This window comes from Streptomyces sp. NPDC051310, from assembly GCF_044455245.1.
GTDB lineage: Bacteria > Actinomycetota > Actinomycetes > Streptomycetales > Streptomycetaceae > Streptomyces.
On sequence record NZ_JBITEO010000005.1, the window covers coordinates 26,757 to 51,721 of the forward strand.

General features: G+C 72.6%; 28 protein-coding genes. 13 read left to right on the forward strand and 15 right to left on the reverse strand.

Features of this window, described 5'->3' with window-relative positions; all coding sequences use genetic code 11:
- Window positions 1-4: 4 nt before the first annotated feature.
- Window positions 5-766: an amino acid ABC transporter ATP-binding protein gene (locus tag ACIA79_RS09160; protein WP_399427523.1), complete on the forward strand. Its 762-nt coding sequence runs from the start codon at window positions 5-7 to the stop codon at window positions 764-766.
- Window positions 767-885: 119 nt separating this feature from the next.
- Here ACIA79_RS09160 and ACIA79_RS09165 read toward each other — a convergent pair whose 3' ends face one another.
- Complete coding sequence (locus tag ACIA79_RS09165) at window positions 886-1,575, reverse strand: class I SAM-dependent methyltransferase (protein WP_399427831.1); 690 nt, start codon at window positions 1,573-1,575, stop codon at window positions 886-888.
- A gap of 157 nt (window positions 1,576-1,732) precedes the next feature.
- Here ACIA79_RS09165 and ACIA79_RS09170 point away from each other — a divergent pair, with 157 nt between their 5' ends.
- Window positions 1,733-2,362, forward strand: coding sequence for a CGNR zinc finger domain-containing protein (locus ACIA79_RS09170; RefSeq protein ID WP_399427524.1), 630 nt, complete (start codon window positions 1,733-1,735; stop codon window positions 2,360-2,362).
- Here ACIA79_RS09170 and sodX read toward each other — a convergent pair.
- Complete coding sequence (gene sodX / locus ACIA79_RS09175) at window positions 2,266-2,691, reverse strand: nickel-type superoxide dismutase maturation protease (protein WP_399427525.1); 426 nt, start codon at window positions 2,689-2,691, stop codon at window positions 2,266-2,268. The two genes, ACIA79_RS09170 and sodX, sit on opposite strands and share 97 nt — an antisense overlap.
- Before the next feature lie 142 nt (window positions 2,692-2,833).
- Between sodX and sodN the strand changes: the two genes are divergently transcribed.
- Window positions 2,834-3,229: a superoxide dismutase, Ni gene (gene sodN, locus ACIA79_RS09180; RefSeq protein WP_031076896.1), complete on the forward strand. Its 396-nt coding sequence runs from the start codon at window positions 2,834-2,836 to the stop codon at window positions 3,227-3,229.
- Window positions 3,230-3,320: 91 nt separating this feature from the next.
- Here sodN and ACIA79_RS09185 read toward each other — a convergent pair whose 3' ends face one another.
- A complete protein-coding gene (locus tag ACIA79_RS09185) occupies window positions 3,321-4,271 on the reverse strand; it encodes a LysR family transcriptional regulator (protein WP_399427526.1) in 951 nt (316 codons plus the stop codon).
- A gap of 189 nt (window positions 4,272-4,460) precedes the next feature.
- Between ACIA79_RS09185 and snpA the strand changes: the two genes are divergently transcribed.
- Window positions 4,461-5,111, forward strand: coding sequence for a snapalysin (gene snpA / locus ACIA79_RS09190; protein ID WP_399427528.1), 651 nt, complete (start codon window positions 4,461-4,463; stop codon window positions 5,109-5,111).
- Between the two features lie 80 nt (window positions 5,112-5,191).
- Here the strand turns inward: snpA and ACIA79_RS09195 are convergent, their stop codons facing one another.
- The 4 genes from ACIA79_RS09195 to ACIA79_RS09210 all read right to left on the reverse strand — a co-directional run bounded on the left by ACIA79_RS09195 (window position 5,192) and on the right by ACIA79_RS09210 (window position 8,583).
- On the reverse strand, window positions 5,192-5,638 hold the full coding sequence (locus ACIA79_RS09195; RefSeq protein ID WP_399427529.1) for a DUF6304 family protein: 447 nt from the start codon (window positions 5,636-5,638) through the stop codon (window positions 5,192-5,194).
- Window positions 5,639-5,699: 61 nt separating this feature from the next.
- Window positions 5,700-5,918 (reverse strand): hypothetical protein, encoded by a 219-nt coding sequence (locus ACIA79_RS09200; RefSeq protein ID WP_399427530.1) that lies wholly within the window; start codon window positions 5,916-5,918, stop codon window positions 5,700-5,702.
- 206 nt (window positions 5,919-6,124) lie between these two features.
- On the reverse strand, window positions 6,125-7,171 hold the full coding sequence (locus tag ACIA79_RS09205; protein WP_399427531.1) for a polyprenyl synthetase family protein: 1,047 nt from the start codon (window positions 7,169-7,171) through the stop codon (window positions 6,125-6,127).
- Window positions 7,168-8,583 (reverse strand): family 2B encapsulin nanocompartment shell protein, encoded by a 1,416-nt coding sequence (locus ACIA79_RS09210; protein WP_399427532.1) that lies wholly within the window; start codon window positions 8,581-8,583, stop codon window positions 7,168-7,170. Before ACIA79_RS09210 ends, ACIA79_RS09205 begins: the two co-directional genes overlap by 4 nt.
- A 254-nt stretch (window positions 8,584-8,837) precedes the next feature.
- Between ACIA79_RS09210 and ACIA79_RS09215 the strand changes: the two genes are divergently transcribed.
- Entirely contained in the window at window positions 8,838-9,428 is a 591-nt protein-coding gene (locus tag ACIA79_RS09215; protein WP_399427533.1) for an N-acetylmuramoyl-L-alanine amidase, read from the forward strand.
- Between the two features lie 21 nt (window positions 9,429-9,449).
- Window positions 9,450-10,373, forward strand: coding sequence for a 1-aminocyclopropane-1-carboxylate deaminase/D-cysteine desulfhydrase (locus tag ACIA79_RS09220; RefSeq protein WP_399427534.1), 924 nt, complete (start codon window positions 9,450-9,452; stop codon window positions 10,371-10,373).
- Here the strand turns inward: ACIA79_RS09220 and ACIA79_RS09225 are convergent.
- On the reverse strand, window positions 10,346-11,947 hold the full coding sequence (locus tag ACIA79_RS09225) for a Na+/H+ antiporter (protein WP_399427535.1): 1,602 nt from the start codon (window positions 11,945-11,947) through the stop codon (window positions 10,346-10,348). The genes ACIA79_RS09220 and ACIA79_RS09225 overlap by 28 nt on opposite strands.
- Before the next feature lie 57 nt (window positions 11,948-12,004).
- On the opposite strand from ACIA79_RS09225, the gene ACIA79_RS09230 reads away from it, so the two are divergent.
- From ACIA79_RS09230 to ACIA79_RS09240, 3 genes are all read left to right on the forward strand, one after another.
- Complete coding sequence (locus tag ACIA79_RS09230) at window positions 12,005-12,265, forward strand: UBP-type zinc finger domain-containing protein (protein ID WP_031076873.1); 261 nt, start codon at window positions 12,005-12,007, stop codon at window positions 12,263-12,265.
- A 241-nt stretch (window positions 12,266-12,506) separates the two neighbouring features.
- Window positions 12,507-12,920, forward strand: a complete 414-nt coding sequence (locus tag ACIA79_RS09235) for an anti-sigma regulatory factor (protein ID WP_031076871.1) — start codon at window positions 12,507-12,509, stop codon at window positions 12,918-12,920.
- Complete coding sequence (locus ACIA79_RS09240) at window positions 12,917-13,918, forward strand: RNA polymerase sigma factor SigF (RefSeq protein WP_399427536.1); 1,002 nt, start codon at window positions 12,917-12,919, stop codon at window positions 13,916-13,918. Before ACIA79_RS09235 ends, ACIA79_RS09240 begins: the two co-directional genes overlap by 4 nt.
- 13 nt (window positions 13,919-13,931) lie before the next feature.
- On the opposite strand, the gene ACIA79_RS09245 is transcribed toward ACIA79_RS09240, so the two are convergent.
- The gene (locus tag ACIA79_RS09245) at window positions 13,932-14,363 is read right to left on the reverse strand and encodes a hypothetical protein (protein WP_399427537.1); all 432 of its coding nucleotides are present in this window, start codon (window positions 14,361-14,363) and stop codon (window positions 13,932-13,934) included.
- Between the two features lie 90 nt (window positions 14,364-14,453).
- Between ACIA79_RS09245 and ACIA79_RS09250 the strand changes: the two genes are divergently transcribed.
- On the forward strand, window positions 14,454-15,422 hold the full coding sequence (locus tag ACIA79_RS09250) for a diacylglycerol/lipid kinase family protein (RefSeq protein WP_399427538.1): 969 nt from the start codon (window positions 14,454-14,456) through the stop codon (window positions 15,420-15,422).
- Between the two features lie 318 nt (window positions 15,423-15,740).
- Window positions 15,741-15,998 (forward strand): WhiB family transcriptional regulator, encoded by a 258-nt coding sequence (locus ACIA79_RS09255; protein WP_003953983.1) that lies wholly within the window; start codon window positions 15,741-15,743, stop codon window positions 15,996-15,998.
- Between the two features lie 184 nt (window positions 15,999-16,182).
- Here the strand turns inward: ACIA79_RS09255 and ACIA79_RS09260 are convergent, their stop codons facing one another.
- Together ACIA79_RS09260 and ACIA79_RS09265 are read right to left on the reverse strand one after the other, a co-directional pair.
- Entirely contained in the window at window positions 16,183-17,652 is a 1,470-nt protein-coding gene (locus ACIA79_RS09260) for a sensor histidine kinase (protein ID WP_399427832.1), read from the reverse strand.
- Between the two features lie 376 nt (window positions 17,653-18,028).
- Entirely contained in the window at window positions 18,029-18,622 is a 594-nt protein-coding gene (locus ACIA79_RS09265) for a TetR/AcrR family transcriptional regulator (protein WP_399427539.1), read from the reverse strand.
- A gap of 82 nt (window positions 18,623-18,704) precedes the next feature.
- Between ACIA79_RS09265 and ACIA79_RS09270 the strand changes: the two genes are divergently transcribed.
- Window positions 18,705-19,457, forward strand: a complete 753-nt coding sequence (locus ACIA79_RS09270; RefSeq protein ID WP_399427540.1) for an SDR family oxidoreductase — start codon at window positions 18,705-18,707, stop codon at window positions 19,455-19,457.
- Between the two features lie 47 nt (window positions 19,458-19,504).
- Here the strand turns inward: ACIA79_RS09270 and ACIA79_RS09275 are convergent, their stop codons facing one another.
- On the reverse strand, window positions 19,505-20,554 hold the full coding sequence (locus ACIA79_RS09275; protein ID WP_399427541.1) for an SIS domain-containing protein: 1,050 nt from the start codon (window positions 20,552-20,554) through the stop codon (window positions 19,505-19,507).
- A 102-nt stretch (window positions 20,555-20,656) separates the two neighbouring features.
- Here ACIA79_RS09275 and nagB point away from each other — a divergent pair, with 102 nt between their 5' ends.
- Window positions 20,657-21,442 carry a glucosamine-6-phosphate deaminase gene (gene nagB / locus ACIA79_RS09280; protein WP_399427543.1) on the forward strand — a complete coding sequence of 262 codons (786 nt, stop codon included), beginning with the start codon at window positions 20,657-20,659 and terminating at the stop codon, window positions 21,440-21,442.
- Window positions 21,443-21,500: 58 nt separating this feature from the next.
- Here nagB and ACIA79_RS09285 read toward each other — a convergent pair whose 3' ends face one another.
- From ACIA79_RS09285 to ACIA79_RS09295, 3 genes are read right to left on the reverse strand one after another with little or no spacing between them, the layout of a single operon-like run.
- On the reverse strand, window positions 21,501-23,027 hold the full coding sequence (locus ACIA79_RS09285) for a glycoside hydrolase family 3 protein (protein ID WP_399427544.1): 1,527 nt from the start codon (window positions 23,025-23,027) through the stop codon (window positions 21,501-21,503).
- A 7-nt stretch (window positions 23,028-23,034) separates the two neighbouring features.
- Window positions 23,035-23,880 (reverse strand): carbohydrate ABC transporter permease, encoded by an 846-nt coding sequence (locus ACIA79_RS09290; protein WP_391812873.1) that lies wholly within the window; start codon window positions 23,878-23,880, stop codon window positions 23,035-23,037.
- Window positions 23,877-24,881 carry a carbohydrate ABC transporter permease gene (locus ACIA79_RS09295; protein ID WP_399427545.1) on the reverse strand — a complete coding sequence of 335 codons (1,005 nt, stop codon included), beginning with the start codon at window positions 24,879-24,881 and terminating at the stop codon, window positions 23,877-23,879. The genes ACIA79_RS09290 and ACIA79_RS09295 overlap by 4 nt, the downstream gene beginning before the upstream one ends.
- Window positions 24,882-24,965 lie beyond the last annotated feature (84 nt).

Sequence of the window (24,965 nt, forward strand, 5' to 3'; positions counted from 1 at the left end):
ACAGATGACTGCGATGGTCAAGGCCGAGGGCGTGCACAAGTCCTACGGCGCAGCACACATCCTCAAGGGCATCGACCTCGAGGTGAACAACGGTGAGGTCTTCTGCCTGATCGGCCCGTCCGGTTCCGGCAAGTCCACCTTCCTGCGGTGCATCAACCACCTGGAGAAGATCAACGCCGGCCGGCTGTACGTCGACGGCGAGCTCGTCGGCTACCGCCAGAAGGGCGACAAGCTGTACGAGCTGAAGGACAGCGAGGTGGCGCTCAAGCGGCGCGACATCGGCATGGTCTTCCAGCGCTTCAACCTCTTCCCGCACATGACGGCGCTGGAGAACGTCATGGAGGCGCCCGTCCAGGTGAAGGGCGAGGCGAAGGCCGTCGCCCGGGAGCGGGCGGCCAAGCTGCTGGACCGCGTCGGCCTGGCCGACAAGGCCGGCAACTTCCCCTCGCAGCTCTCCGGCGGCCAGCAGCAGCGCGTGGCCATCGCCCGCGCGCTGGCGATGGAGCCGAAGCTGATGCTCTTCGACGAGCCGACCTCGGCGCTCGACCCGGAGCTGGTGGGCGACGTGCTGGACGTCATGCGGGACCTCGCGGAGTCGGGCATGACCATGGTCGTGGTCACCCACGAGATGGGCTTCGCCCGTGAGGTGGGCGACTCGCTGGTGTTCATGGACGGCGGCGTGGTGGTCGAGTCGGGCCACCCGCGCGACGTCCTGACCAACCCGCAGCACGACCGGACGAAGGCGTTCCTGTCCAAGGTGCTCTGACGTCGACGGCGAAGGGGCGGTACGGCTTCGGCCGTACCGCCCCTTCGCCCGTGTCCGGCCGTCTCCGCCCGTGTCCGGCCTCTCCGGCCGTGTCCGGGGCCCCTCCGCCGCGGGCCCGGCTACTTCAGCGCCAGCACCAGGGAGTCCGAGGGCGAGCACCACACGGCCCGCGCCTCGGCGAACCCGGCGCCGCGCAGGGTGCGCACGTGCCAGTCGAGGGAGGGGGTGTCGCCCTCGGCGTGCTCCCCGTAGATCGCGAACCGCTCGGCGGTCGGCGCGGCGAGGACCGGGTCCGCGGCGGCGCGCTCCCACCACGCGGCCCAGTCGAGCGCGCCGCCGGCCTTGGCGCGGTCCATGGCGGCGTGGCGGTGGGCGCGCTCGGCGGCGTTGATGCGGGGCGTGGACTCGTCGCGCATGCGGTCGGCGTTCATGAAGACGCCGCCCTCGCGGACGAGGCCGCCGAGCTGCCCGTACAGCGAGGCGAGCGGTTCGGCGCGCAGCCAGTGCAGGGCGGTGGCGGTCAGGACGGCGTCGTACGAGTCGTGCGGCAGCGCCCGGATCCAGCCCGGGTCGTTCAGGTCGGCCCGTACGAGGCGGACACGCTCGTCCCCGGCGAAGCAGCCCTCGGCGATGGCGAGGAGCGCCGGGTCGAGGTCGACGCCGGTGCTGGTGGCGTCCGGGAACCTTTTGAGCAGCCGGTCCGTGATACTCCCCGTACCGCACGCGAGGTCGAGCACCCTCGGCGCGGGGCCGGCGATCGCCTCGACCATGTCGAGCATCACCCGGAACCGCTCCTCGCGGTCGGGCATGTACCACTCCTGCTGGCGGTCCCAGCTCTCCTGCCACGCCTGCCAGTCGGTGCCCGCGACCGTCTCCGCCACCACGACCTCCGTAATACCCTCGTCAGATATGGGTCTCTTACAAGACCGTTGCTCCGACCCTAGACCGCCGCCGTAAGGACTACAAGTGGAACTGGCCTCTTACTCGGACTACGCCGTACGTCTGGTGAACACCGAGGAGCCGGCGCGCAACAAGGACTCCCTCACCTCCGTCGACGCGGTCCGCGCCCTGTTCGGCGAGGCGTCGCAGATGGCACGGCGCGCGACGGACGCGGACGTGACGCGCTTCCGCTCGGTGCGGAGCCGGCTGCGCGCGGTGTTCACGGCGGCCGACGCGGGCGACCAGACACAGGCCGTGGACCTGCTGAACTCGCTGCTCCTGGAGTTCCCGGTGAGCCCGCAGATCTCGGGCCACGACTACCTGGACGACCAGGGCCGGCCGCGCTGGCACATGCACCTGGCGGACCACCCGTCCAACGCCACCGCCGGGTACGCCGCGATCGCCGCGATGGGTCTGGCGATCCACCTCACCGAGTTCGGCGCCGACCGGCTCGGCCTGTGCCAGGCGGCCCCGTGCCGCAACGCGTACCTGGACACCTCCACCAACCGCTCCCGCCGCTACTGCTCCGACCGCTGCGCGACCCGCGCCAACGTCGCCGCCTACCGGGCCCGCAAGCGCCTGGAGACGGAGCGGTCGGCCGGCACGGGCCGGACCGCGGACAGCAGCCAGGAGAGCACCACCCGCAGCGACCGCTGACGCCCGGGCCGGATGCCCCGGTACCGGGCCCGCACCCGTCCCAGTACCAGCTCGGCCGGCACCGCCCCGAACGCCCGGCTGTCCACCACGTCCGCGTCCGGATTGTCCCCGAGCACCCACCACCCCTCGCGGCGCCGCTCGACCAGCCGCTTCACGATGAGCAGGTCCTGCTGGAGCGGGTGCCGCAGCACGGCCACCTGCCCGGCGCGCAGCTCGGCGCCGTAGTGCACCAGCAGCTGGTCCCCGTGCCGGAGCGTCGGCACCATGGAGAGGCCGGTGACCTCGGCGATCCCGAACGGCACCCCGGTCTCCCGCCCCTGCTCCGTCATCCCCGCACCTCCCGGTCCTTCCTCCACGGGTCCCATGGTGACCCTGGACTTTTGTCCTAAGCACCCGGGGGCACCCGCGAAAAGCCGACTCCCACGGAGTAATGTCCCACCTGAGAAGACGATCACGAGGAAGGACGGCTCAATGCTCTCCCGCCTGTTTGCCCCGAAGGTGAAGGTCAGCGCGCACTGCGACCTGCCCTGCGGTGTCTACGACCCGGCCCAGGCCCGCATCGAGGCCGAGTCGGTCAAGGCCACGCAGGAAAAGATGCAGGCCAACGACGACCCCCACTTCCAGGCCCGCGCCACGGTCATCAAGGAGCAGCGCGCGGAGCTGGCCAAGCACCACGTCTCGGTGCTGTGGAGCGACTACTTCAAGGCCCCGCACTTCGAGAAGTACCCGCAGCTGCACCAGCTGGTCAACGACACCCTGAAGGCGCTGTCCGCGGCCAAGGCCTCGACGGACCCGAAGACGGGCGAGAAGGCCCTTGAGCTCATCGCCGAGATCGACAAGATCTTCTGGGAGACCAAGAAGGCCTGATCCCGCTCCGGGACACCTTGCTTCCGCACCCGGTCCGCCACCGCACTCCACGAGAGTCCCGGCAGGCCGGGTGCTGTCGCGTCGCGGCCCCTCAGGCCGCCGGGAGCAGGGGGCTGCCGTGGCGCAGGAGCCACTGGCGGTACGTCGCGGTGCCCAGGGCCGCCTCGCGGTACGCGGCCGCGAGTTCGGCGTAGACGGCGTCGGTCTCGGTGCCCGGCCGGTGGTAGAGCAGCAGCCGTACGGCGAGGGGGTCGTCCCGTAACGGCCGGATGGCCATGTCGTCGCGCGGCCCCGAGGTCGGCTGGCACGGCGCCACCGCCTCGCCGGCCACGATGAGCGACGCGGCGGTGTGGTAGTCGCCGTGCAGCACCGGCGGGTCGATACCGGCCGCCCAGAGCACCCGCCGCAGCCCGTCCCACTCGCCGTCCACCGTCGGGTCGACCATCCACCGGTCACCGGCCAGGTCGGCGAGGTCCACGACCGGCGCGGCGGCGGCCGGGTGGTCCCTGGGCAGGGAGATGAACTGCGGCTCGCGCTCCACCAGGACGCGCCGCTCCAGCCCCTCCGGCACCCGCAGCGGACAGCCCTCCACCTCGTGGACGAAGGCGACGTCGAGCCGTCCCGCGGCCAGGCCGCGCAGCAGCGCGCCCGCCGAGACGTCCATCTGCAGCGTGATGTCGGTGCCCGGCAGCCGCCCGCGCAGCCGTCGCAGCCAGCCGGCGAGCACCCGGCTGGCGGTGGAGCCGATGCGCAGCCGGGCGACGCCGTCGGCGTGCGCGGCGGCGGCGCGGGTGTCGCTGACGAGCCGCTCCAGTTGCGCCACCAGGGGGCGGGCGCGGCTGAGGACGGCGTGGCCCAGCGGGGTGGGGCGGCAGCCGGTGCGCTCACGGGTGAACAGCTCGGCGCCCAGCGCCTGTTCGATGCGGCGCAGCTGGGTCGTCAGGGACGGCTGGCTGGTGCCGAGCCGGCGGGCGGCCTTGTGCAGGCTGCCCGTGTCGGCGATGGCGCACAGCGCCCGCAGGTGCCTCACCTCCAGCTCCATGTCCCGAGCGTAAGGCGGCACCTTGCGCCACACCAGACTCATGACGCGGGCGCGCGGGGGCTGTTGAGCGGGGGTGATGCGCCCGTCCTATCGGGAGTTGGCATCATCCGCACACCGCGCGGGCTCCCCGACACTCTGTCCCACCGAACGTGTCCACCCAACACGTTGAGGACCGAGTAGGAGCCCCCCATGAGACACCCCAAGGCCGTGCTGGCCGCTGCCCTGAGCCTGACCGCGGCTCTGGCAGCCGTACCGGCCACGACCGTCAGCGCCGCCGCGGCGCCCTCCCCCGCCCCCGGCTTCGCCGCGTACGCCGGCTCGGCCGAGAACGCCCGGGCGAACAAGGCGTTCCACGACGCCGTGATGAAGTCGGTTGCCGAGAAGCGCGCCGCGAACCCGGGCGCCCTGGCCGTCACCGTCGTGTACTCGGCGGCCAACGCCCCCAGCTTCCGCACCCAGATAGCCCGCTCCACGCAGATCTGGAACAGCTCCGTCAGCAACGTGAAGCTCCAGGAGGGCAGCAACCCGGACTTCCGGTACTACGAGGGCAACGACTCGCGCGGCTCGTACGCGTCGACCGACGGGCACGGCCGCGGCTACATCTTCCTCGACTACCGGCAGAACCAGATCTACAACTCCACCCGGGTCACCGCCCACGAGACCGGCCACGTCCTCGGCCTGCCGGACCACTACTCCGGCCCGTGCAGCGAGCTGATGTCGGGCGGCGGCCCCGGTCCGTCCTGCCAGAACGCCCAGCCGAACACGCAGGAGCGCAGCCGCGTCGACTACCTGTGGCGCAACGGCCTGGCGGCGGCCGTCGCCGCGGCCGCGTCGTCCTAGCCCCACGCGCGAGGGCGTCCCGCGAGCCGCGGGGCGCCCCCTCGGGGCTCCGGGCCGCACCCCGCGGCCGGCACCCCGCGTCAGGCGGCTTCGAGGAACCTGCCGGCGAAGCGGGCGCCGGGCGGGAGCTGGCGCAGGATGCGCGCCAGGGCGAGGTCGAAGTCGCCTCCGGCCACGCCCGACTCGTACGCCGCCCCACCGGAGTGCAGGGTCAGCTGAAGATCCACTCTCTCGGGTGAGCCGTCGGAGAGTGCTTCGCCGAGCGCCAACAGGCAACTGAGCGTGGCTCGTTGGGGCGTTCCGTCGATGACGACCGGCAGCGGCAGGTCCCACTCCAGGACGCAGCCGGCCAGCGGCAGGCCGCCGTTCTCCTCCGCCGCCCGCAGCGCGGCGCAGCCGTCGCCCGTGTATTCCACGCCCCTGATCCGGGTGGCGATGCGCCCCCCGTCCGCCGTGATGGTGATCGCTTCCGCACCCCGGCGGTCCCGGTACCAGCCGGTCCAGACTTCCGTCGACTCCGATGACATGGCGCGGACTGTAGCGGTACGACCGGCTTCGGCGTGCGGCCGGTCACCTCCCGGCCGGACTTCAGCCGGTCTCCGCCTCCTTGCCCGACTCGTCCGCCGCTTCTGCGATGTACAGCGCACAGTCGGGGTTCCGGCAGGGCCGGGGCTCCCACACGGGCACCCACGCGCCGAGGATCTTCCGTCGCTTCATCGTCGTACCGACCGGCAGTCCGCAGGCGCGGCACAGGTGCTCAGGCCCGGCCTGCGGGTGGTGGACGGTCCGGTGTCCTTCACTGCCCATGGATACAGACTATTGCGTTTTGGACAAACCGGACAGTCGACCGCAGCCGGTGGCCGCCGCTCCCGCACGACGAGTCCGTCCGTTCCGGTCCTCCCCCGCGCCGGGGCTGGGCCGGGCCGGGCGGCGGACCCCATGCGCCGGTCGCGCACAGCGACGCGCCCGCCCGGTGGACCGCACGGTCCGGACCGGGCGGGCACCCCCCGCCCTCAGCGCGTACGCCGGGTCATGAACTCCGCCAGCGCCAGCAGGTCACCGGCGGCCGACGGTTCGGGCACCGCCTGCGCGAGCTGCTGCACCGCCCACCCCATCCGGTCGGCGGCCTGGGCCTGTGCCCAGTCCCGGCCGCCCGCCCGTTCCACGGCGTCGGCCGCGCGGCGCTCTCCCGCCGCGTCCAGGACCGGTCGCTCGTGGAGGGCGGCCAGTTCCGCCCCGGCCGCCGCGCCCGAGGCGAGGGCGGCGGCCACCGGCAGCGACGTCCCCCGGGCGGCCGGATCGGCGCCGACGGGCCTCCCGGGGCGGTCCGGGTCGCCGAAGAGGCCGATCAGGTCGTCGATCAGCCGGAACGCCAGACCCGCCTCCCGCCCGAACGCGTCCAGCGCCGCCACCTCCGCCTCCCCGGCGCCCGCGTACAGCGCGCCCACGGCGCAGGCGCACCCGAGCAGGGCGGTCCCGGCGGCCGCCGTGGCGAGGCACTCGTCGAGCGACACCTCCTGCGGGCCGCGCGCCCCGGCGGCGCGGTCCGCCTGCCGGCCCGCGCACAGCTCGATCACGCACGCGGCGAGCCGGGCCGACGCGGCCGGGGCCGCCGGGTGCCCGTCCTCGGCGAGCAGCCGCAGCGCGAGGGCGAGCAGGGCGTCCCCGGCGAGGAGGGCGGCCGGGATGCCGAAGACGGTCCGCGCGGTGGGCCGGCCCCCGCCGGTGGGGCCCTCGTCGACGATGCCGTCGTGGAGCAGGGTGACGTTATGGGCAAGCTCCACGGCGGCGGCCGCGGGGACGGCCGCGTACGGGTCGCCGCCCAGCGCCCGGGCGGCGGCCAGGACCAGCGCGGGCCGGACGGCCTCGCCGTCCGCCCCGGTGGCCGGGCTGCCGTCGGCGTTCTCCCAGCCGAAGTGGTACATCGCCACCCGGCGTACGGGGCCGGGCAGCGACGCGACCGCCGAGCGCAGCCGGGGCCGGACGGTGCCGAGGGCGGGGTCGAGGAACGCCGCGGCCCCGTGGCCCCCGAGCGCGGCGCCCCGGCCCGTCGTGGTCATCGCCAGCGGCTGACTTCGACGTTCTCCAGTACGCCGAGGGCGTCCGGGACGAGGATCGCGGCCGAGTAGTAGGCGGTGACCAGGTACGAGATGATCGCCTGCTCGTCGATGCCCATGAACCGCACCGACAGGCTCGGCTCGATCTCGTCCGGGATGCCGGTCTGGTGCAGCCCGATGACGCCCTGGTCGGCCTCGCCGGTGCGCATGCAGAGGATCGAGGTGGTGCGGGCCTCGGAGATCGGGATCTTGCTGCACGGGAAGATGGGCACGCCCCGCCAGGCGGGGAGCTGGTGGCCGCCCACGTCCACGGACCCCGGGACCAGGCCGCGCTTGTTGCACTCGCGTCCGAACGCGGCGATGGCGCGCGGGTGGGCGAGGAAGAGCTTGCTGCCGCGGCGGCGGGAGAGCAGCTCGTCCATGTCGTCCGGGCTGGGCACGCCGTCGTGCGGCTGGATCCGCTGTCCGTAGTCGCAGTTGGACAGCAGGCCGAAGTCCTTGTTGTTGATCAGCTCGTGCTCCTGGCGCTCGCGCAGCGCCTCGACCGTGAGCCGCAACTGCTGCTCGGTCTGGTTCATCGGCTGGTTGTAGAGGTCGGCGACCCGGCTGTGGACCTTCAGCACGGTCTGCGCGACGCTCAGCTCGTACTCGCGGGGCGAGGCCTCGTAATCGACGTAGGTGTGCGGGACGACCGCCTCGCCGACGTGGCCGGCCGACAGGTCGATGGCCTTCTCGCCGTACTTGTTGGTGCGCTGGCGCGGCAGGGACGCCAGGGCCGCCAGGTGCCCGGCCAGCGAGCCGGCGCGCTCCGCGAGGTTGGTGACGTCGGCACGGGTGAGCTCCAGGACCGTGCAGGCGGTCGCCGCGCGGGCGGTCCACTCCCAGGTGGCGTCGGGGTCGACGAGCGAGCCGTGACCGAGGTAGGCGCCGTCGGCGAGGACGCCGAGGACCGCCTCGTCGCCGTACGGGCCGGTGCCGATCTGCTCGATCCTGCCGTGGGCGAGCAGGAACACCCGGTCCGTGGACGCACCGGCCTCCGCGATGACCTCGCCCGCCGCGAACTCGCGCTGCGTGCACCGCTGGGCGAGCTCGGCGAGCGCCGCCTCGTCGTCGTAGCCGCGCAGGGCGGGCAGTTCCCGGAGTTCGGCGGGGATCACGGCGACCCGCTCACCGGTCTGGACGAAGGTGACCCGTCCGTCTCCGATCGCGTAACTGAGTCGCCGGTTCACCCGGTACGTACCACCCTGCACCTGCACCCACGGCAGCATCCGCAGCAGCCACCTGGAGGTGATCTCCTGCATCTGCGGCGCCGACTTGGTGGTGGTCGCCAGGTTCCGCGCGGCGGCCGTGCCGAGACTCTGCTGCGGGCGTGCCTGCTCGGAGCGGATTTCCTCGCCAACCGAACCAACCGACATGAACATCCCTCTCGATCATGGTCTGACCTTCGGGAAAAGCCTTTCAGCACACAGCGTGGCGACGCCATTACACGAAGGAGCGAGACTGAATCACCTTCAACGGGGCATCACTTCGGCTTTTTCAGCCCCGGGAACACCAGGCGCCCCAGGGGGCCCGCTGTCCGGATCGGTTCGTACGCCGCCCGAACGCCGCCGCACCCCGGGGATCGCTCCCTTACACCCCCTCGTACAGCACCCCTCATGAAGGAGACGGCGTGGCCTCACCCCTGTCCGCGAACGGGTTCCTCGACGCACTGCGCGACGAAGGACTCACGGTCGTCGAGGTCGGCGACTGGCGCCACCACAACCGCAACCACAAGGGCCCCTGGGGGCCGGTGCACGGTGTGATGATCCACCACACCGTCACCAGCGGCAGCGCGAAGACGGTCCGCATCTGCCGTGACGGCCACCCCGGGCTGCCCGGCCCGCTGTGCCACGGCGTGATCACCAAGGACGGCCGGGTCCACCTGGTGGGGTACGGCCGCGCCAACCACGCCGGCAAGGGGGACGACGACGTCCTGCGTGCCGTGATCTCCGAGAAGGCACTCCCCCACGACAACGAGGCGAACCGGGACGGCAACCGGTACTTCTACGGCTTCGAGTGCGAGAACCTCGGGGACGGCGAGGACCCGTGGCCCGAGGCCCAGCTGGAGGCGATCGAGAGGGCCGCGGCGGCCGTCTGCCGGCGGCACGGCTGGACCGCCCGCTCGGTGATCGGCCACAAGGAGTGGCAGCCGGGCAAGGTCGACCCGCGCGGCTTCTCCATGAACACCATGCGCGCCCGCATCGCGGAACGGCTGAAGTGACCGCTGGGCCACAATGGCCGGGTGACCGCGCTCGACCTGTCCTCCCTGGGCCCGCTGCTGCCCTCGCCGCTGCGGCCCGTCCTGGACGAGCGCCTCACCCGGCACGGCGTGCGGCTGCTGCTCAAGCGCGACGACCTGATCCACCCGGACCTCGTCGGCAACAAGTGGCGCAAGCTCGCCCCGAACCTGGCCGCCGCCGGCGGCCGCCCGGTCCTCACCTTCGGCGGCGCCTACTCCAACCACCTGCGTGCCACGGCCGCGGCCGGCCGCCTGCTGGGCTGCCCCACGGTCGGGGTCGTACGGGGCCAGGAGCTGGCCGACCGCCCGCTGAACCCGTCGCTCGCGCGGTGCGCCGCGGACGGGATGCGGCTGCTGTTCGTGGACCGGGCCACCTACCGCGCCAAGGACGACCCGGCGGTGCTGGCGGAGCTGCTGCGCCGCGCCCCCGAGGGCAGCGTCGTCGTGCCCGAGGGCGGCAGCAACGCGCTCGCCGTTCGCGGCTGCGCGGAGCTCGGCCGCGAACTGCGCGGGCAGGCGGACGTGGCCGTGGTGGCGTGCGGTACGGGCGGCACGCTCGCCGGGCTGGCGGCGGGGCTGGGGCCCGGCGGCCGGGCGCTGGGCATTCCGGTGCTCAGGGGCGGCTTCCTCGGCGCGGAGATACGGGCCCTGCAGGAGCGGGCGTTCGGCGGGCCGGCGGGCGACTGGAGCCTCGACGAGCGCTTCCACTTCGGCGGCTACGCCCGGACGAGCCCCGCACTGGAGGCGTTCGCCGACGATTTCGAGCAGCGGCATGGACTTGCCATCGAGCGCATATATGTCGCCAAAATGCTGTACGGACTCGTCGCACTGGCCGCGGAGGGCGCCTTCCCCCGCGGCACGACCGTCGCCGCGGTGATCACCGGCAGCCCGGAGCCGCGTCAGCCGCCGGAGCCGCCCTCCCGGTAGGCGGCGGCCTCCTCCAGGTCGAGCCGGCGCAGCAGCGTGCGCATCATCTCGTCGTCGATGCGGCGGGCGTCCCGCAGGTGCACGAACACCTCCCGCTCGGCCTCGATCATCTCCCGCGCGAGGCGCCGGTAGGTGTCGTCCGCCGACTCGCCGGTGAGCCGGTTGACCCCGCCGAGCCGTTCCCACACGGCGTTGCGCCGCCGCTCCAGGACGGTGCGCAGCCGGTCGGCCAGCGGTCCCGGCAGGGCGTTGCGCTCGTCCGCGAGCAGCTCCTCCAGGCGCTGCTCGGCCGCCCGGGACGCCTCGCTCTGCGCCTGCGCCTCGGCGAGGGTCTCGGCGCGGGCGTCCCGGCCGGGCAGCTTCAGGGCCCGGATCAGCGGCGGCAGGGTGAGGCCCTGCACCACGAGCGTGCCGATCACCGTGGTGAAGGTGAGGAACAGGACCAGGTTGCGCGCGGGGAACGGCTCACCGCCCGAGACCTCCGGGATGGAGAAGGCGATCGCCAGCGACACCACGCCGCGCATCCCCGCCCAGCCGACGATCACCGGCGAGGACCAGGTGACCCCCGCCTCCCGCTCCCGGACGCGCCGCGACAGGGCACGCGGCAGGTAGGTGGCCGGGAAGACCCAGACGAACCGCACGACGACGACCGCGAGGAAGACGCCCGCCGCGTACCAGGCGGCCTCCCCCATCCCGTACGTCCCGAGGCCCCGCACCACGTGCGGCAGCTGGAGCCCGATCAGCGCGAAGACGGAGGACTCCAGGACGAAGGCCACCACCTTCCACACCGCCTCCTCCTGGAGCCGGGTGGCGAAGTCCACCTGCCAGGAGCGGTGCCCCAGGTACAGGGCGACCACGACGACGGCCAGCACCCCGGAGGCGTGGAAGTGCTCGGCCGCCGCGTACGCCACGAACGGGATCAGCAGGGACAGGGTGTTCTGCAGCAGCGGTTCGCGCAGGCCCCGGCGCAGCCAGTGGATCGGGACCATGAGCACCAGCCCGACCGCGATGCCGCCGATCGCGGCCACGGCGAACTCGGCGATGCCGCCCGCCCAGCCGATGCCCTCGCCGACCGCCGCGGCCAGGGCCACCTTGTAGGCGGTGATGGCGGTGGCGTCGTTCACCAGGGACTCGCCCTGGAGGATGGTGGTGATCCGGCCGGGCAGTCCCAGCCGGCGGGCGATGGCGGTGGCGGCCACCGCGTCCGGCGGCGCGACCACCGCGCCGAGGACCAGGGCGGCCGTCAGCGGCAGGTCCGGCACGAGGAGGTGGGCGAGGTAGCCGACGGCGACCGTGGCGAACAGGACGTAGCCGACCGACAGCAGGGCGACCGGCCGCGCGTTGGCCCGCAGGTCCAGGTAGGAGGAGTCGAGCGCCGCCGTGTGCAGCAGGGGCGGCAGCAGCAGCGGCAGCACGATGTGCGGGTCGAGGGTGTAGTCCGGCACCCCCGGTACGTACGAGGCGGCCAGCCCGGCCGCCACCAGCAGCAGGGGTGCCGGGACCGGGGTCCGGCGGGCCGCTCCGGCGATCGCGGCGCTCACCGCGACCAGCGCCACCAGTGGCAATACGTCCATCGTCTCCCCGCTCCCGGCCCGCGCCGTACCCGCCGCACCCGTCGTAACCTGGCCATCATGCGCGAGTGCCAGCACGTAGCCGAACTGCCACGGTCGGAGCCCGTCCCGTCGGGCGACACCTGTCCCGAGTGCCGGGCCGAGGGGACGGATCCGGTGCAGCTGCGGCTGTGCCTGGTGTGCGGGCACGTCGGCTGCTGCGACTCCTCGGCCGGGCAGCACGCGTCGAAGCACTTCAAGGACACCGGTCACCCCGTGATGCGGACCTTCGAGCCCGGTGAGGACTGGCGTTGGTGCTTCGTCGACGGTTCGATCGTCTGAGCCCTGGGTACGTCAACCCTCCGCCGGTTTCTCGCGATTGGGCACCGCAGACCCCTAGCCACTGTGCGTACACATGTGCTTACCATGAGTGACAGTCGCCGGGACAGGGGTCCCCGGCGACACGGCACCATGGATCGCGATAGCGTCACGGCGGACTACGCACACCTGCGTACCGCACCGGCCCGGGGAGGATCTTCCTCCCGCGAGCCCCGAATGAGCTTGTGCCACCTTGGAGGTGAGGGTGTCCCAGATCGCAGGCGAGCCCGGGACCCAGGACTTCGTGGAAGTCCGGCTGCCCGCTGCGGGTGCCTACCTGTCCGTGCTGCGGACGGCCACGGCCGGCCTGGCAGCGCGCTTGGACTTCACCCTCGACGAGATCGAGGACCTGCGCATCGCCGTCGACGAGGCCTGCGCGATCCTGCTCCAGCAAGCGGTGCCCGGCTCCGTCCTCAGCTGCGTGTTCCGCCTCGTCGACGACTCCCTGGACGTGACGGTCTCGGCGCCCACGACCGACGGCCGCGCGCCGGAGCGCGACACGTTCGCCTGGACGGTGCTGTCGGCACTGGCCGGCAAGGTCGACTCGTCCGTCGCCGACGACCGGACGGTCTCCATCAACCTGTACAAACAGCGCGGCGCGGGTCCCGGGCCGGCGTGAGGAACGGGGACGGTCCGGTGCGAAACGAGGAGCGCGGCCCCCGGGCGTTGAGCTCGCCGGAGGGCATCCCGGAGCAGCAGGCGCGGCCGCACCCGGTGGACGGTCTATTGGAGGCGCCGGAGCGGGCGGCGCGGGCAGATCAGGCGGGCCGGATGAGCGAGCACGAGCAGGACCAGCATCAACAGGACCAGCACGGGCACGACCGGCAGCAGGACCGGCACCGGCAGGCGTCGCACGCCGAGCCGCAGGACCGCAGCGGCGCGCGGGCGATGTTCATCGAGCTGCGCGGGCTGCCGGACGGCTCGCCCCAGCGGGCCGAGCTGCGCAACCAGCTCGTGCGGATGCACCTGCCGCTGGTGGAGCATCTGGCGCGGCGCTTCCGCAACCGCGGGGAGCCGCTGGACGACCTGACGCAGGTCGCCACGATCGGGCTGATCAAGTCCGTGGACCGGTTCGATCCGGAGCGCGGGGTCGAGTTCTCGACGTACGCCACCCCCACGGTGGTCGGCGAGATCAAGCGGCACTTCCGCGACAAGGGCTGGGCGGTCCGGGTGCCGCGCCGGCTGCAGGAGCTGCGCCTGTCGCTCACCACGGCGACCGCGGAGCTCTCGCAGCAGCACGGCCGCTCCCCGACCGTGCACGAGCTGGCCGAGCGTCTGGGCATCTCGGAGGAGGAGGTCCTGGAGGGCCTGGAGTCCGCGAACGCGTACTCGACGCTCTCGCTGGACGTCCCCGACACGGACGACGAGTCCCCGGCGGTCGCCGACACCCTGGGCGCGGAGGACGAGGCGCTGGAGGGCGTCGAGTACCGGGAGTCCCTCAAGCCGCTGCTGGAGGACCTCCCGCCGCGCGAGAAGCGGATCCTGCTGCTGCGGTTCTTCGGGAACATGACCCAGTCGCAGATCGCGCAGGAGGTGGGCATCTCCCAGATGCACGTCTCCCGCCTGCTGGCCCGCACGCTGGCGCAGCTGCGCGAGAAGCTGCTGGTGGAGGAGTAACCGCCCCGGCGGGTCAGGCGCGGCCGCGGATCCCGAGGGCCCGGGTGGTCTGCGGGTGGAGCAGCAGCACCAGGCCGGTGACCGCGGCGGCGGCGAGGGCGATGCCGCCCGGGATGGCGGCGCTGTCGGCCTGGAGCAGCGTCCAGGCGACCGGCAGCGCCATCAGCTGGGTGATGATCGCGGGGCCGCGGCTCCAGCTGCGGCAGCGCAGCAGGCCGCGGGCGGCGAGCAGCGGGATCAGCCCGAGCGCCAGGAGCGTCGCACCGCCGGTGAGGGCCTGGGTGAGGTTGTCGGGGGTGCCCGTGAGACTCGTCACGAACAGGTACGCGCCGCCGGCGAACAGGGCGAGCGCCTCCAGCCCTGCCACGGCCGCGGCGGCGGTGACCCGGGCGGGGCGCGGGGCGTCGGTGGCGGTCCCGGCGGTGTTCGGCTCCGTACTACTCACCCTTGCAGGGTAACGGCCGCACCGTCCACGGACCGGACAGGGGCGGGCACGGCCTGGGTCAGGTACCCGGCGGTGGGTAACCTGGCGGGCATGCGCGCACTTCTCGTGGTCAATCCGGCAGCCACCACCACCAGTGCCCGCACGCGCGACGTACTGATCCACGCCCTGGCCAGCGAGATGAAGCTGGAGGCCGTGACGACCGAGTACCGCGGCCATGCCCGGGACGTCGGGCGCCGGGCCGCCGAGGCCGAGGACGTCGACCTGGTGGTCGCGCTCGGCGGTGACGGGACGGTCAACGAGGTGGTGAACGGGCTGCTGCACCACGGCCCGGATCCGGACCGGCTGCCGCGCCTGGCGGTGGTGCCGGGCGGCTCCACCAATGTCTTCGCCCGCGCGCTGGGCCTGCCGAACGACGCGGTCGAGGCGACGAGTGTGATCCTCGACGCACTGGGCGAGCGGCGCGAGCGGACCGTCGGCCTCGGGCTGGCCTCCGGCACGGCGGGCTCGGAGGACGAGGCGGTGCCGGCCCGCTGGTTCACGTTCTGCGCCGGTTTCGGCTTCGACGCCGGAGTGATCGGCCGGGTCGAGCAGCAGCGGGAGCGCGGGCGGAGGTCGACGCACGCGCTCTACATCCGGCAGGCGATGCGCCAGTTCCTGGACGAGCCGCGCCGGCGTCACGGCACGATCACGCTGGAGCGGCCGGGCGCGGACCCGGTGCACGACCTGGCGCTGTCCATAGTCTGCAACACCGCTCCCTGGACCTACCTGGGCAATCGTCCGGTGTACGCGGCGCCGGAGGCATCGTTCGACACCGCCCTGGACGTGCTCGGGCTGAGCCGGCTGTCGACCGCCGCGGTGGCGCGGTACGCGACCCAGCTGCTGACCTCGACACCGGAGCGGGGCCCGCGGGGCAAGTACGCGCTCTCGTGGCACGACCTGACGGACTTCACCTTGCATTCGAAGGTGCCGCTGCCGTTCCAGATGGACGGTGACCACCTGGGTCTGCGTACCAGCGTGACGTTCACAGGCGTTCGTCGTGCACTGCGTGTGATTGTGTGAGTGGAAGGCCCCTTGGTCCTTTATCTCGAACGTATGGGCCAGGGTCCACCCCATAGAAGTACGGCTGTGACCTAGCCGACACCGAGGAATCAAAAAAAACTTTCCGGAAGGGGTTGTATCCGCAGCCGAGGTTTGCGAATCTCTACGTGGCGATCGGGACGGCCCGCAGAACCGGCCTCCAGTGAAAGCCAGAACCCCTCCTCAAATCCAGGTCCACACACGCCCACCCGGCGGTCGGCCCTTCACTTGTTGAGGGATTCGTGAAAGCGTTCACATTCACAAGCAACTTGAATGCAACACCAAGGAGAGGTAGCAGCCATGGACTGGCGTCACAACGCCGTTTGTCGTGAGGAAGACCCCGAGCTGTTCTTCCCCATCGGCAACACCGGTCCTGCGCTGCTGCAGATCGAGGAAGCCAAGGCTGTCTGCCGTCGCTGCCCCGTCATGGAGCAGTGCCTGCAGTGGGCGCTCGAGTCCGGCCAGGACTCCGGCGTCTGGGGTGGCCTCAGCGAGGACGAGCGTCGCGCCATGAAGCGCCGCGCCGCTCGCAACCGGGCGCGTAACGCCAGCGCCTGAGCGACGCCACCGCTACGAGCCTGAGGTCAGGCGACGCGTACAGCGTGTACGCACCACCCGCCTCCCGAGCCGCAGCGCGCAGCAGTAACCCCTAAAGCGTTCGAGCCCCGGACCGTCCCCGACGGACCGGGGCTCGCTGCTGTGCGGCGAGCCGCGCCGGACCCGGAGCCGCTCGCGGGGGGCGTCACTTCTGGGGGCGTACGGGAACGTCGAGCACCACGCGGGTGCCGCGGCCGGGGGCGGGCTGCATGTCGAACGTGCCGCCCAGTTCCCCCTCGACCAGCGTCCGGACGATCTGGAGCCCGAGGTTGCCGGCGCGCTGCGGGTCGAAGTTCTCCGGCAGGCCGCGCCCGTCGTCCTGGACCGTGATCAGCAGCCGGGCGTCGGCGGCGCGCGGATCGCCGCGTACGGCGGAGACCTCGACGGTTCCCTGCTCCCCCGGCGCGAACGCGTGCTCCAGGGCGTTCTGGAGGACCTCGGTGAGGACCATCGACAGGGGCGTGGCGACCTCGGCGTCGAGGATGCCGAAGCGGCCGTTGCGGCGGCAGGTGACCTTGCCGGGCGAGATCTCGGCGACCATCGAGATCACCCGGTCGGCGATGTCGTCGAACTCCACGCGCTCGTCGAGGTTCTGCGAGAGCGTCTCGTGCACGATCGCGATCGAGCCCACGCGCCGCACCGCTTCGTTCAGCGCCTCGCGGCCGCGGTCGGAGTCCATGCGGCGGGCCTGGAGGCGCAGCAGCGCGGCGACCGTCTGGAGGTTGTTCTTCACCCGGTGGTGGATCTCCCGGATGGTGGCGTCCTTGGTGATCAACTCCCGTTCGCGGCGCCTCAGTTCGGTCACGTCCCGCAGGAGGACGAGCGAACCGATGCGCGTGCCCTTGGGCTTGAGCGGGATCGCGCGCAACTGGATGACGCCGCCGCTGCCCTCGACCTCGGCCTCGCGCGGCGCGTACCCGCTGGCCAGCTTGACCAGCGCCTCGTCGACCGGGCCGCGGGAGGGGGCGAGTTCGGCCGTGATCTGGCCGAGGTGCTGGCCGACGAGGTCGGCGGCGAGGCCGAGTCGGTGGTACGCGGAGAGCGCGTTGGGCGACGCGTACTGCACGACGCCGTCCGCGTCGAGGCGGATCAGTCCGTCACCGGCGCGGGGCGAGGCGTCCATGTCGACCTGCTGGCCCGGGAAGGGGAAGGTCCCGTTCGCGATCATCTGTGCGAGGTCGGAGGCGGACTGGAGGTAGGTGAGCTCCAGCCGGCTGGGGGTGCGGACGGTGAGCAGGTTGGTGTTGCGGGCGATCACGCCCAGGACACGACCCTCCCGGCGTACCGGGATGGACTCGACGCGCACCGGCACCTCCTCGCGCCACTCCGGGTCGCCCTCGCGGACGATCCGGCCCTCGTCGAGCGCGGCGTCCAGCAGCGGGCGGCGGCCCCGGGGGACGAGGTGGCCGACCATGTCGTCCTGGTAGGAGGTGGGGCCGGTGTTGGGCCGCATCTGGGCGACGGAGACGTAGCGGGTGCCGTCGAGGGTGGGGACCCACAGGACGAGATCGGCGAAGGAGAGGTCGGAGAGCAGCTGCCACTCCGACACCAGCAGGTGCAGCCACTCCAGGTCGGAGTCGCTCAGGGCGGTGTGCTGGCGGACGAGGTCGTTCATGGAGGGCACAGGGGCGAGCGTACCCGTGCGCCCGACCTGGTGTTCCGTCGGCCGGTAGGGGAGGATGGGCGCTGGAATTACCATCTTCTTACCGATGGACAGACGTGATTGGTCTAGTCCACAATGCTTGACAAGCCTCCGCCCTCCCCGCACAGGAGGGTGGAACGAGGCCCCGGCGCTCTCTGCCCTGACTGCGCTCGGGACCTCTTCACGGCCGCGGGACCGCACACCCGACGGCCGGGCAACTCCGGGCTGCGGTGCCGGACGGGTTGAGGGTCCCGTCGCGGCGCCGCGGCCCGCGGGTGTTTCCGGGGCCGGCACAGGTCCCGGCGGGGCGGCGAGCCCGGCGGGCGCCCAGGCCTCCAGCCGCCGACCGCTAGCCGGGCCAGGCCCGCATGGCCGCCTCGGCCACCGCCTCCAGCTCCTCCTTCGTGGCACCGTCCCGCGCCTGCTGCGACATGCCCTGCAGGACGGCCCCGCTGAAGCGGGCGAGCGCGGTCGCGTCGGTCCCCGCGGGCAGCCGTCCCGCCGCGACGTCGGCGCGGATCCGGTCCGCCATGCCGGCCAGATTGGCGTTGCGCAGCTCGCGCAGGGCCCGCCCGACCTCGGGCGTGGAGCAGTTGACGGCCGCCGAGATCACCAGGCAGCCGCGCGGGCGCGCGGGGTCGGTGAACTCCGCGGCGGCTTCCCGGAGCATCCGGGCGATGCCGTCGCGCGCGGTGGGCCCGCCGTCGAGCGCCCGGGCGGCGAAGGAGCCGTACCGCTCCCCGTACGCGCCGACGACCTCGTCGAACAGGCCCTTCTTGTCACCGAAGGCCGCGTAGAGGCTGGGCGCGCCGATGCCCATGGCCCGGGTGAGGTCGGCGACCGAGGTCGCCTCGTAGCCGTGCTCCCAGAAGGCCAGCACCGCCTGCTCCAGGGCCGCCGCGCGGTCGAAGGAGCGGGGCCTGCCGCGCTGTCTCGTCGCCATGGCCCTCATTTTATAGCGACCACTAGAGAACGCCTGCTACTGTAATTCTGTAACGACCACTAGAGAAAAGGGGGGCGTTGCCATGGGCACGCTTACGGGCAGGACCGCGCTCGTCACGGGCGGCAGCCGGGGCATCGGCCGGAGCATCGCGGAGCGGCTCGGCCGCGACGGGGCGAGGGTGGCGGTGCACTACGGCACGAACGCGGCCGCCGCGGCCCAGACGGTGGCCGCTATCGAGGCGGCCGGGGGCTCGGCCTTCGCGATCGGCCAGGAGCTCGGCGTACCGGGCGACGCCGAGGCATTGTGGGAGCGGTTCGACCGGCACGCGGACGGGCTGGACATCCTGGTGAACAACGCGGGCATCACGTCGCGGACGCCGTTCGGCGAGATCCCCGAGGCGGAGTACGACCGGCTGTTCGCGGTGAACACCAAGGCACCGTTCTTCCTCGCCCGGCTGGGTCTGCGGCGGCTGCGGGACGGCGGCCGGATCGTGAACGTCTCGACGGGGCTGTCGAAGGCCGCGATGATGCCGGACCTCATCGCGTACGCGATGAGCAAGAGCGCGCTGGACGTCTTCACGCAGTACCTGGCGAAGGCCGTCGGCGGCCGGGGCATCACGGTGAACGCGGTCGCGCCCGGCATCGTCGACACCGACATCAACGCGGCGTGGCTGCGGACCGGCGGAACCGCCCGGACCGACGCGGCGGCCCTCTCGGCGCTCGGCCGGGTCGGCGCGCCCTCCGACGTCGCGGACGTGGTGGCGTTCCTGGCGTCCGACGACGCCCGGGCCGTCACCGGGCACTGGCTGGACGCGACGAACGGCTCGATGCCGTAGTCATGTCCGCGCCGTCCCGTCCGCCCGGCCGCGCCCGGCACGCACGCTCAGTGCGTCTCGGTCACCTTCGCCAGGGCGCGCGGCGCGTCGGGGTCCTGGCCCCGGGCGAGGGTGACCTCGTGGGCGAGGAGCTGCAGCGGGAGGATCTCCAGGATCGGCTGGAGCTCCTCGGCGACGCCGTCCGTCGGGAGGACGAAGCCCGCCGACGCGGCGTCCACCTGCGCCTGCGGGCCGACGACCACCAGGTCGGCGCCGCGGCCGCGGAGGCGGTCGAGGACCGGCTGGAGCGCCTCGCCGCCCCTGCCGTCCGGGACCACCGCGATGACCGGCGAGATGTTGTCGACCATGGCGAGCGGACCGTGCAGCAGGTCGGCGCCCGAGTACGCGAGGGCGGGGATGTAGCTGGTCTCCATCAGCTTCAGGGCCGCCTCCTTGGCCGTGGGGTAGCCGTAGCCGCGGGAGGTGATGACCATCCGCTCGGCGAAGCGGTAGCGGGCGGCCAGGGCGCGGACCTCGTCACGGCGGCCGAGGATCCGGGCGGCCAGGTCCGGGAGGTCCCGGGCGGCCGCGCCGCCGCCGTCGCCGCGCAGGCCCTCGACGAGGAGGTACAGCGACAGCAGCGAGGCGGTGTACGTCTTGGTGGCGGGCAGCGCCTTCTCGGGGCCGGCCAGGATGTCGATGTGGTGCTCGCACACCGCCGCGAGCGACGAGTCGGGGTTGTTGGTCACCGCCACGGTCAGCGCGCCCGCCTCCCGCGCCGCGCGGGCCGAGGCCACCAGGTCCGGGGAGCCGCCGGACTGGCTGACCGTGATGACGAGGACGTCGGTGTAGTCGGGCTTCGCCCCGTACGCCGTCGTCGTGGACATGGACGTCAGCCCGCACGGCAGGCCGAGCCGGACCTCCAGCAGGTACTTGGCGTACAGCGCCGCGTTGTCCGAGGTACCGCGCGCCGTCAGCAGGACGAACCGCGGGCGCCGCTCCCGGACGGCCCGCGCCACCTCGCGGATCCGCGGGGCACCCTCGTCGAGGATCCGGCGCAGCACCGCGGGCTGCTCCGCCATCTCCCCCGCCATGATCCGGCCCGGCTGCTCGCTCATGCGCACCATCGAACACGGGCGCCCGCGAGCCCGCCAGCGGGGAGGGCCGTTCTGCTAGATTGGTCTATACCACATGTCATCCTTCAGATCGGCAGGTCCAGCGTGGAAGTTGTCATCGTCCAGGACGCCAAGGCCGGCGGCGAGCTGATCGCCGAGGGCATCGCCGCCCTGCTGCGCCGCAAGCCCGACGCTCTGCTCGGCGTGGCCACCGGCTCGACCCCGCTGCCCGTCTACGACGCGCTGACCGCCAAGGCCGCCTCCGGCGCCGTGGACGTCTCGCGCGCCCGCATAGCCCAGCTCGACGAGTACGTCGGTCTGCCCGCCGGGCACCCGGAGTCGTACCGCTCGACCGTCCTGCGCCAGGTCGTCGAGCCGCTCGGGCTGGACCCCGACGCCTTCATGGGCCCCGACGGCTCCGCCGAGGACGTCCAGGCGGCCTGCGAGGCGTACGACAGGGCGCTGGCCGAGGCGGGCGGTGTGGACCTCCAGATCCTCGGCATCGGCACCGACGGGCACATCGGCTTCAACGAGCCGTGCTCCTCCCTCGCCTCCCGCACTCGCATCAAGACGCTCACCGAGCAGACCCGCGTCGACAACGCGCGCTTCTTCGGCGGTGACATCGAGCAGGTGCCCCACCACGTGATCACCCAGGGCATCGGCACCATCCTGGAGGCCCGCCACCTGGTGCTCCTCGCCACCGGCGAGGGCAAGGCCGAAGCGGTGGCCCAGACGGTGGAGGGCCCGGTCTCCGCCCTCGTGCCCGCCTCCGCGCTGCAGCTGCACCCGCACGCCACGGTCGTCGTCGACGAGGCGGCCGCCTCGAAGCTGAAGCTCGCCGACTACTTCCGGCACACCTACGCCAACAAGCCCGCCTGGCAGGGCATCTGACCGCAGGCGCGGAGGGGCCCGGTTCCGTGCGGAACCGGGCCCCTCCGCGCGTCCGCGCTCACACGCCGGCGATGGCCTCCGCCGCCGCCGTGCCGCACACCCGCGCCGCCCCGTGCGTCGCGATGTGCAGGGCCCCGCGCGCCGGGGCCTGGTTCACGCCCATCTCGACCACCACGGAGTCCGGACGGGCCGCCAGCAGGCCGTCCAGGGCCCGCGCCATCCACGGGTGACGGTGCACGTCCCGCACCACCGCGACGATCCGCCGCTCCCCCGCGTCCCGCAGCACCCGGTCCACGGCCACGTCGGCGGCGTACGTCCCCGTCGCCGTGCCCGGCAGCAGCCGCGCCAGCTCCGGCCCGATGCCCCACGGCGTCTCGTCGCCGACCGCGATGTTCGCCACCGGGGCGAAGGCGGCGACGTAAGGGGGCGCGGTGAGCGGCTCGCGCGTCCCCGTCACCGTGAGGGCGCGCCGCGCCGCCACGAGTCCGACACCGACGGTGTCGGTGCCGGGCGCGGTCCCCTCCTCTGAAGCCGCGCCCGGCTCCGTCTCAGCCCCCCTGGCCCGGTGCGCCTGGGTCCAGGACGCCAGCGCGCGCACCCGCGCCGCCGCGTCGGCCAGCCGCTCCTCGGGCAGTTCGCCGGTCCGTACCGCTGCGACCAGCGCGTCGCGCAGCCGCAGTACGGTCTCCTCGTCCGCCAGGCCGCCGCCGACGCAGATGGCGTCGGCGCCCGCCGCGAGTGCGAGGACGGAGCCGCGCTCGATGCCGTACGTCGACGCGATGGCCTGCATCTCCATGCCATCGGTGACGATCAGCCCCTCGTACCCCAGTTCCCGGCGCAGCAGTCCGGTGAGGATCCGCGGGCTCAGGGTGGCGGGGCGATCGGGGTCGAGCGCGGGAAGCAGGATATGCGCGCTCATCACCGATTTGGAACCCGCGGCGATGGCCGCGCGGAAAGGTGCCAGCTCACGGGCGTGCAGTGTGTCCGGATCCACATCGATACGGGGCATCGCGAGGTGTGAATCCACATTGGTGTCGCCGTGTCCGGGGAAGTGCTTGGTGCAGGCGGCGACACCGGCGGACTGGAGGCCCTCGACGTACGCCACGGTGTGCCGGGCGACCAGCTCGGGGTCGGCGCCGAAGGACCGGACGCCGATGACCGGGTTGCCCGGGTCCGAGTTGACGTCGGCGGACGGCGCCCAGTTGAAGTCCACGCCGCAGGCGGCGAGCCGGCGGCCGAGCTCCCGTGCCACGGCCCGGGTCAGTGCGGTGTCGTCGACCGCGCCGAGCGCGAGGTTGCCGGGGAAGGAGGAGCCGGTGCGCACCTCCAGGCGGGTGACGTCACCGCCCTCCTCGTCGACGGCGACGAGGAGGTCGTCCCGCTCGGCCCGCAACCGCGCGGTGAGGGCGGACAGTTGTGCGGGGTCCTCGATGTTGCGGCCGAAGAGGCCCACCGAGGCGAGCCCCTCGCCGATGCGGCGCAGCAGCCAGTCGGGCGCGGTGGTTCCGGTGAAGCCCGGCTGGAGCACGGTGAGGGCGTCCCGGGTGAGGGAGCCGGAGGCGGCGTCCCGTACGAGTGTGGTCATGAGGGCGTTATCCCTTCACCGCGCCGGCTGTCAGACCCGCGGCCATCTTGCGCTGGACGAGGAGGAAGAGGACGACGATGGGGACGGCCATCAGCGTGGCGCCGGCCATCATCGGGGCGTACTCGGTCCCGTGCTTGGTCGTGAAGTTCCCGAGCCACACGGTGGCCGTCTGGTTCTGCTGGCTCATCAGCATCAGGGCGTACAGGTACTCGTTCCAGGCCTGGATGAAGCCGTACACGGACGTCGCGACCATGCCGGGGGCGAGCAGCGGGAAGACCACGCGGACGAAGGCGCCGGTGCGGGTGCAGCCGTCGACCATGGCCGCCTCCTCCAGCTCCCGGGGGATGTTGACGATGAAGCCGCGCAGCGTCCAGACCGTGAACGGGAGGATGAAGGTCAGGTAGGTGATGATCAGGCCGGTGAGCTTGTCGTACTGACCGAGGTCGTTCAGGAGCAGGAAGACCGGGATGATCATCGCGACGAGCGGAACCATCTGGACCGCCAGGATGCCGATGATCACGACCTTGCGGCCGCGGAAGGCGAACCGCGAGATGGCGAGGGCGGCCAGCATGCCCACGACGATGCCGATGAGGACGACGACGACCGAGACGATCAGCGAGCGTCCGACCGGGCCCCAGAAGTCGGCGACCTGGAAGGCGCGCTCGAAGTTCTCCAGGGTGAACGTACGGGGGAAGAAGTGCGGGTCCGGGTCGATGGCGTCCCGGGCCGGCTTGAACGCCGTGTTCAGCATCCAGTAGACCGGGAAGCCGGCGCAGACGAAGACGAGCAGGCCGAGCAGGTTCCAGCCGAGCTTGCCCGCGGCCTTGTTCCGCGGCGCGGTGGTGGCGCTCACTCGACGTCTCCGATCTTGAGCATCTGGCGCATGTACACGGCCACGACCCCGAGCAGCAGGACCACGGTGACCAGGGCGATGGCCGAGCCGCCGCCGTAGTCGTTGACGACGAAGGCCTTGTCGTACGAGTACGTCGTCAGCAGCTGGAACTCGGCCTCCGGGTGGCCGTTGCGCATCACGAAGACCTGGGGGAAGACACCCATGTCCCAGATCACCGAGAGGGTCGTGAGCATCACGATGATCGGCTTGAGGATCGGCAGGGTGACGTAGCGGAAGACGCCCCAACCGCCGGCGCCGTCGAGCCGGGCGGCCTCCTCCAGCTCCTTGGGCACCTGGGTGAGGCCGGCGCTGAGGGTGATGACGACGAAGGGCACGGCGCCCCAGACGACCAGCAGCATGATCACGGCGAGGCCCTGCGGCCCGCTGGCGAACCAGTTGTGGCCGATCATGTCCACGCCGGGCAGCTTGTCGAGCAGCCAGTTCAGTACGCCGTAGTCGGTGTCGAACAGCCACTTGAAGATCGCCGTGGCGACGATGATGGGCATGCCCCAGCTCGCCACCAGCGCGATGTTGATCAGCGTCCTGACCCATCCGGAGACCCGCTGGAGGAGCAGGGCGATGAGCATGCCGAGGACCATGGTGAGGATCACCGCGCCGCCGGCGAAGACCACGGTCCGCAGGACGACGGCCCAGAACTCGCCGTCCCCGAGGATCTTGGCGAAGTTCGCGAGGCCGACGGACTCGGGCTCCTTGAAGCCCCACAGCTGGGGCTGCTCGAACTTCTGGAAGGACAGGGTGACCAGTCGCACCAGCGGATAACCGAGGACGAGCAGGAGGACGAGCAGGCAGGGCGCGAGCAGTGCCCACGGCACTCCGGCCCCTGCCGCGGTCCCCTTCCTGGTCCTGGCCGGCTTGCCCGGGCCACCGGGCGCGGCGGTTCGCGGTGCCGACGATGGCCGTATGGACGGCACCTCGGCAGTCGTTGTCTCTGCGGCACTCATCGCGCGCTCCTCAGCGGTCCCTCTCGTGTGTCGAAGCCGGCCTCCTCCCCCCGGCCGGGCCGGGGGGAGGAGGCCGGGAGCCCG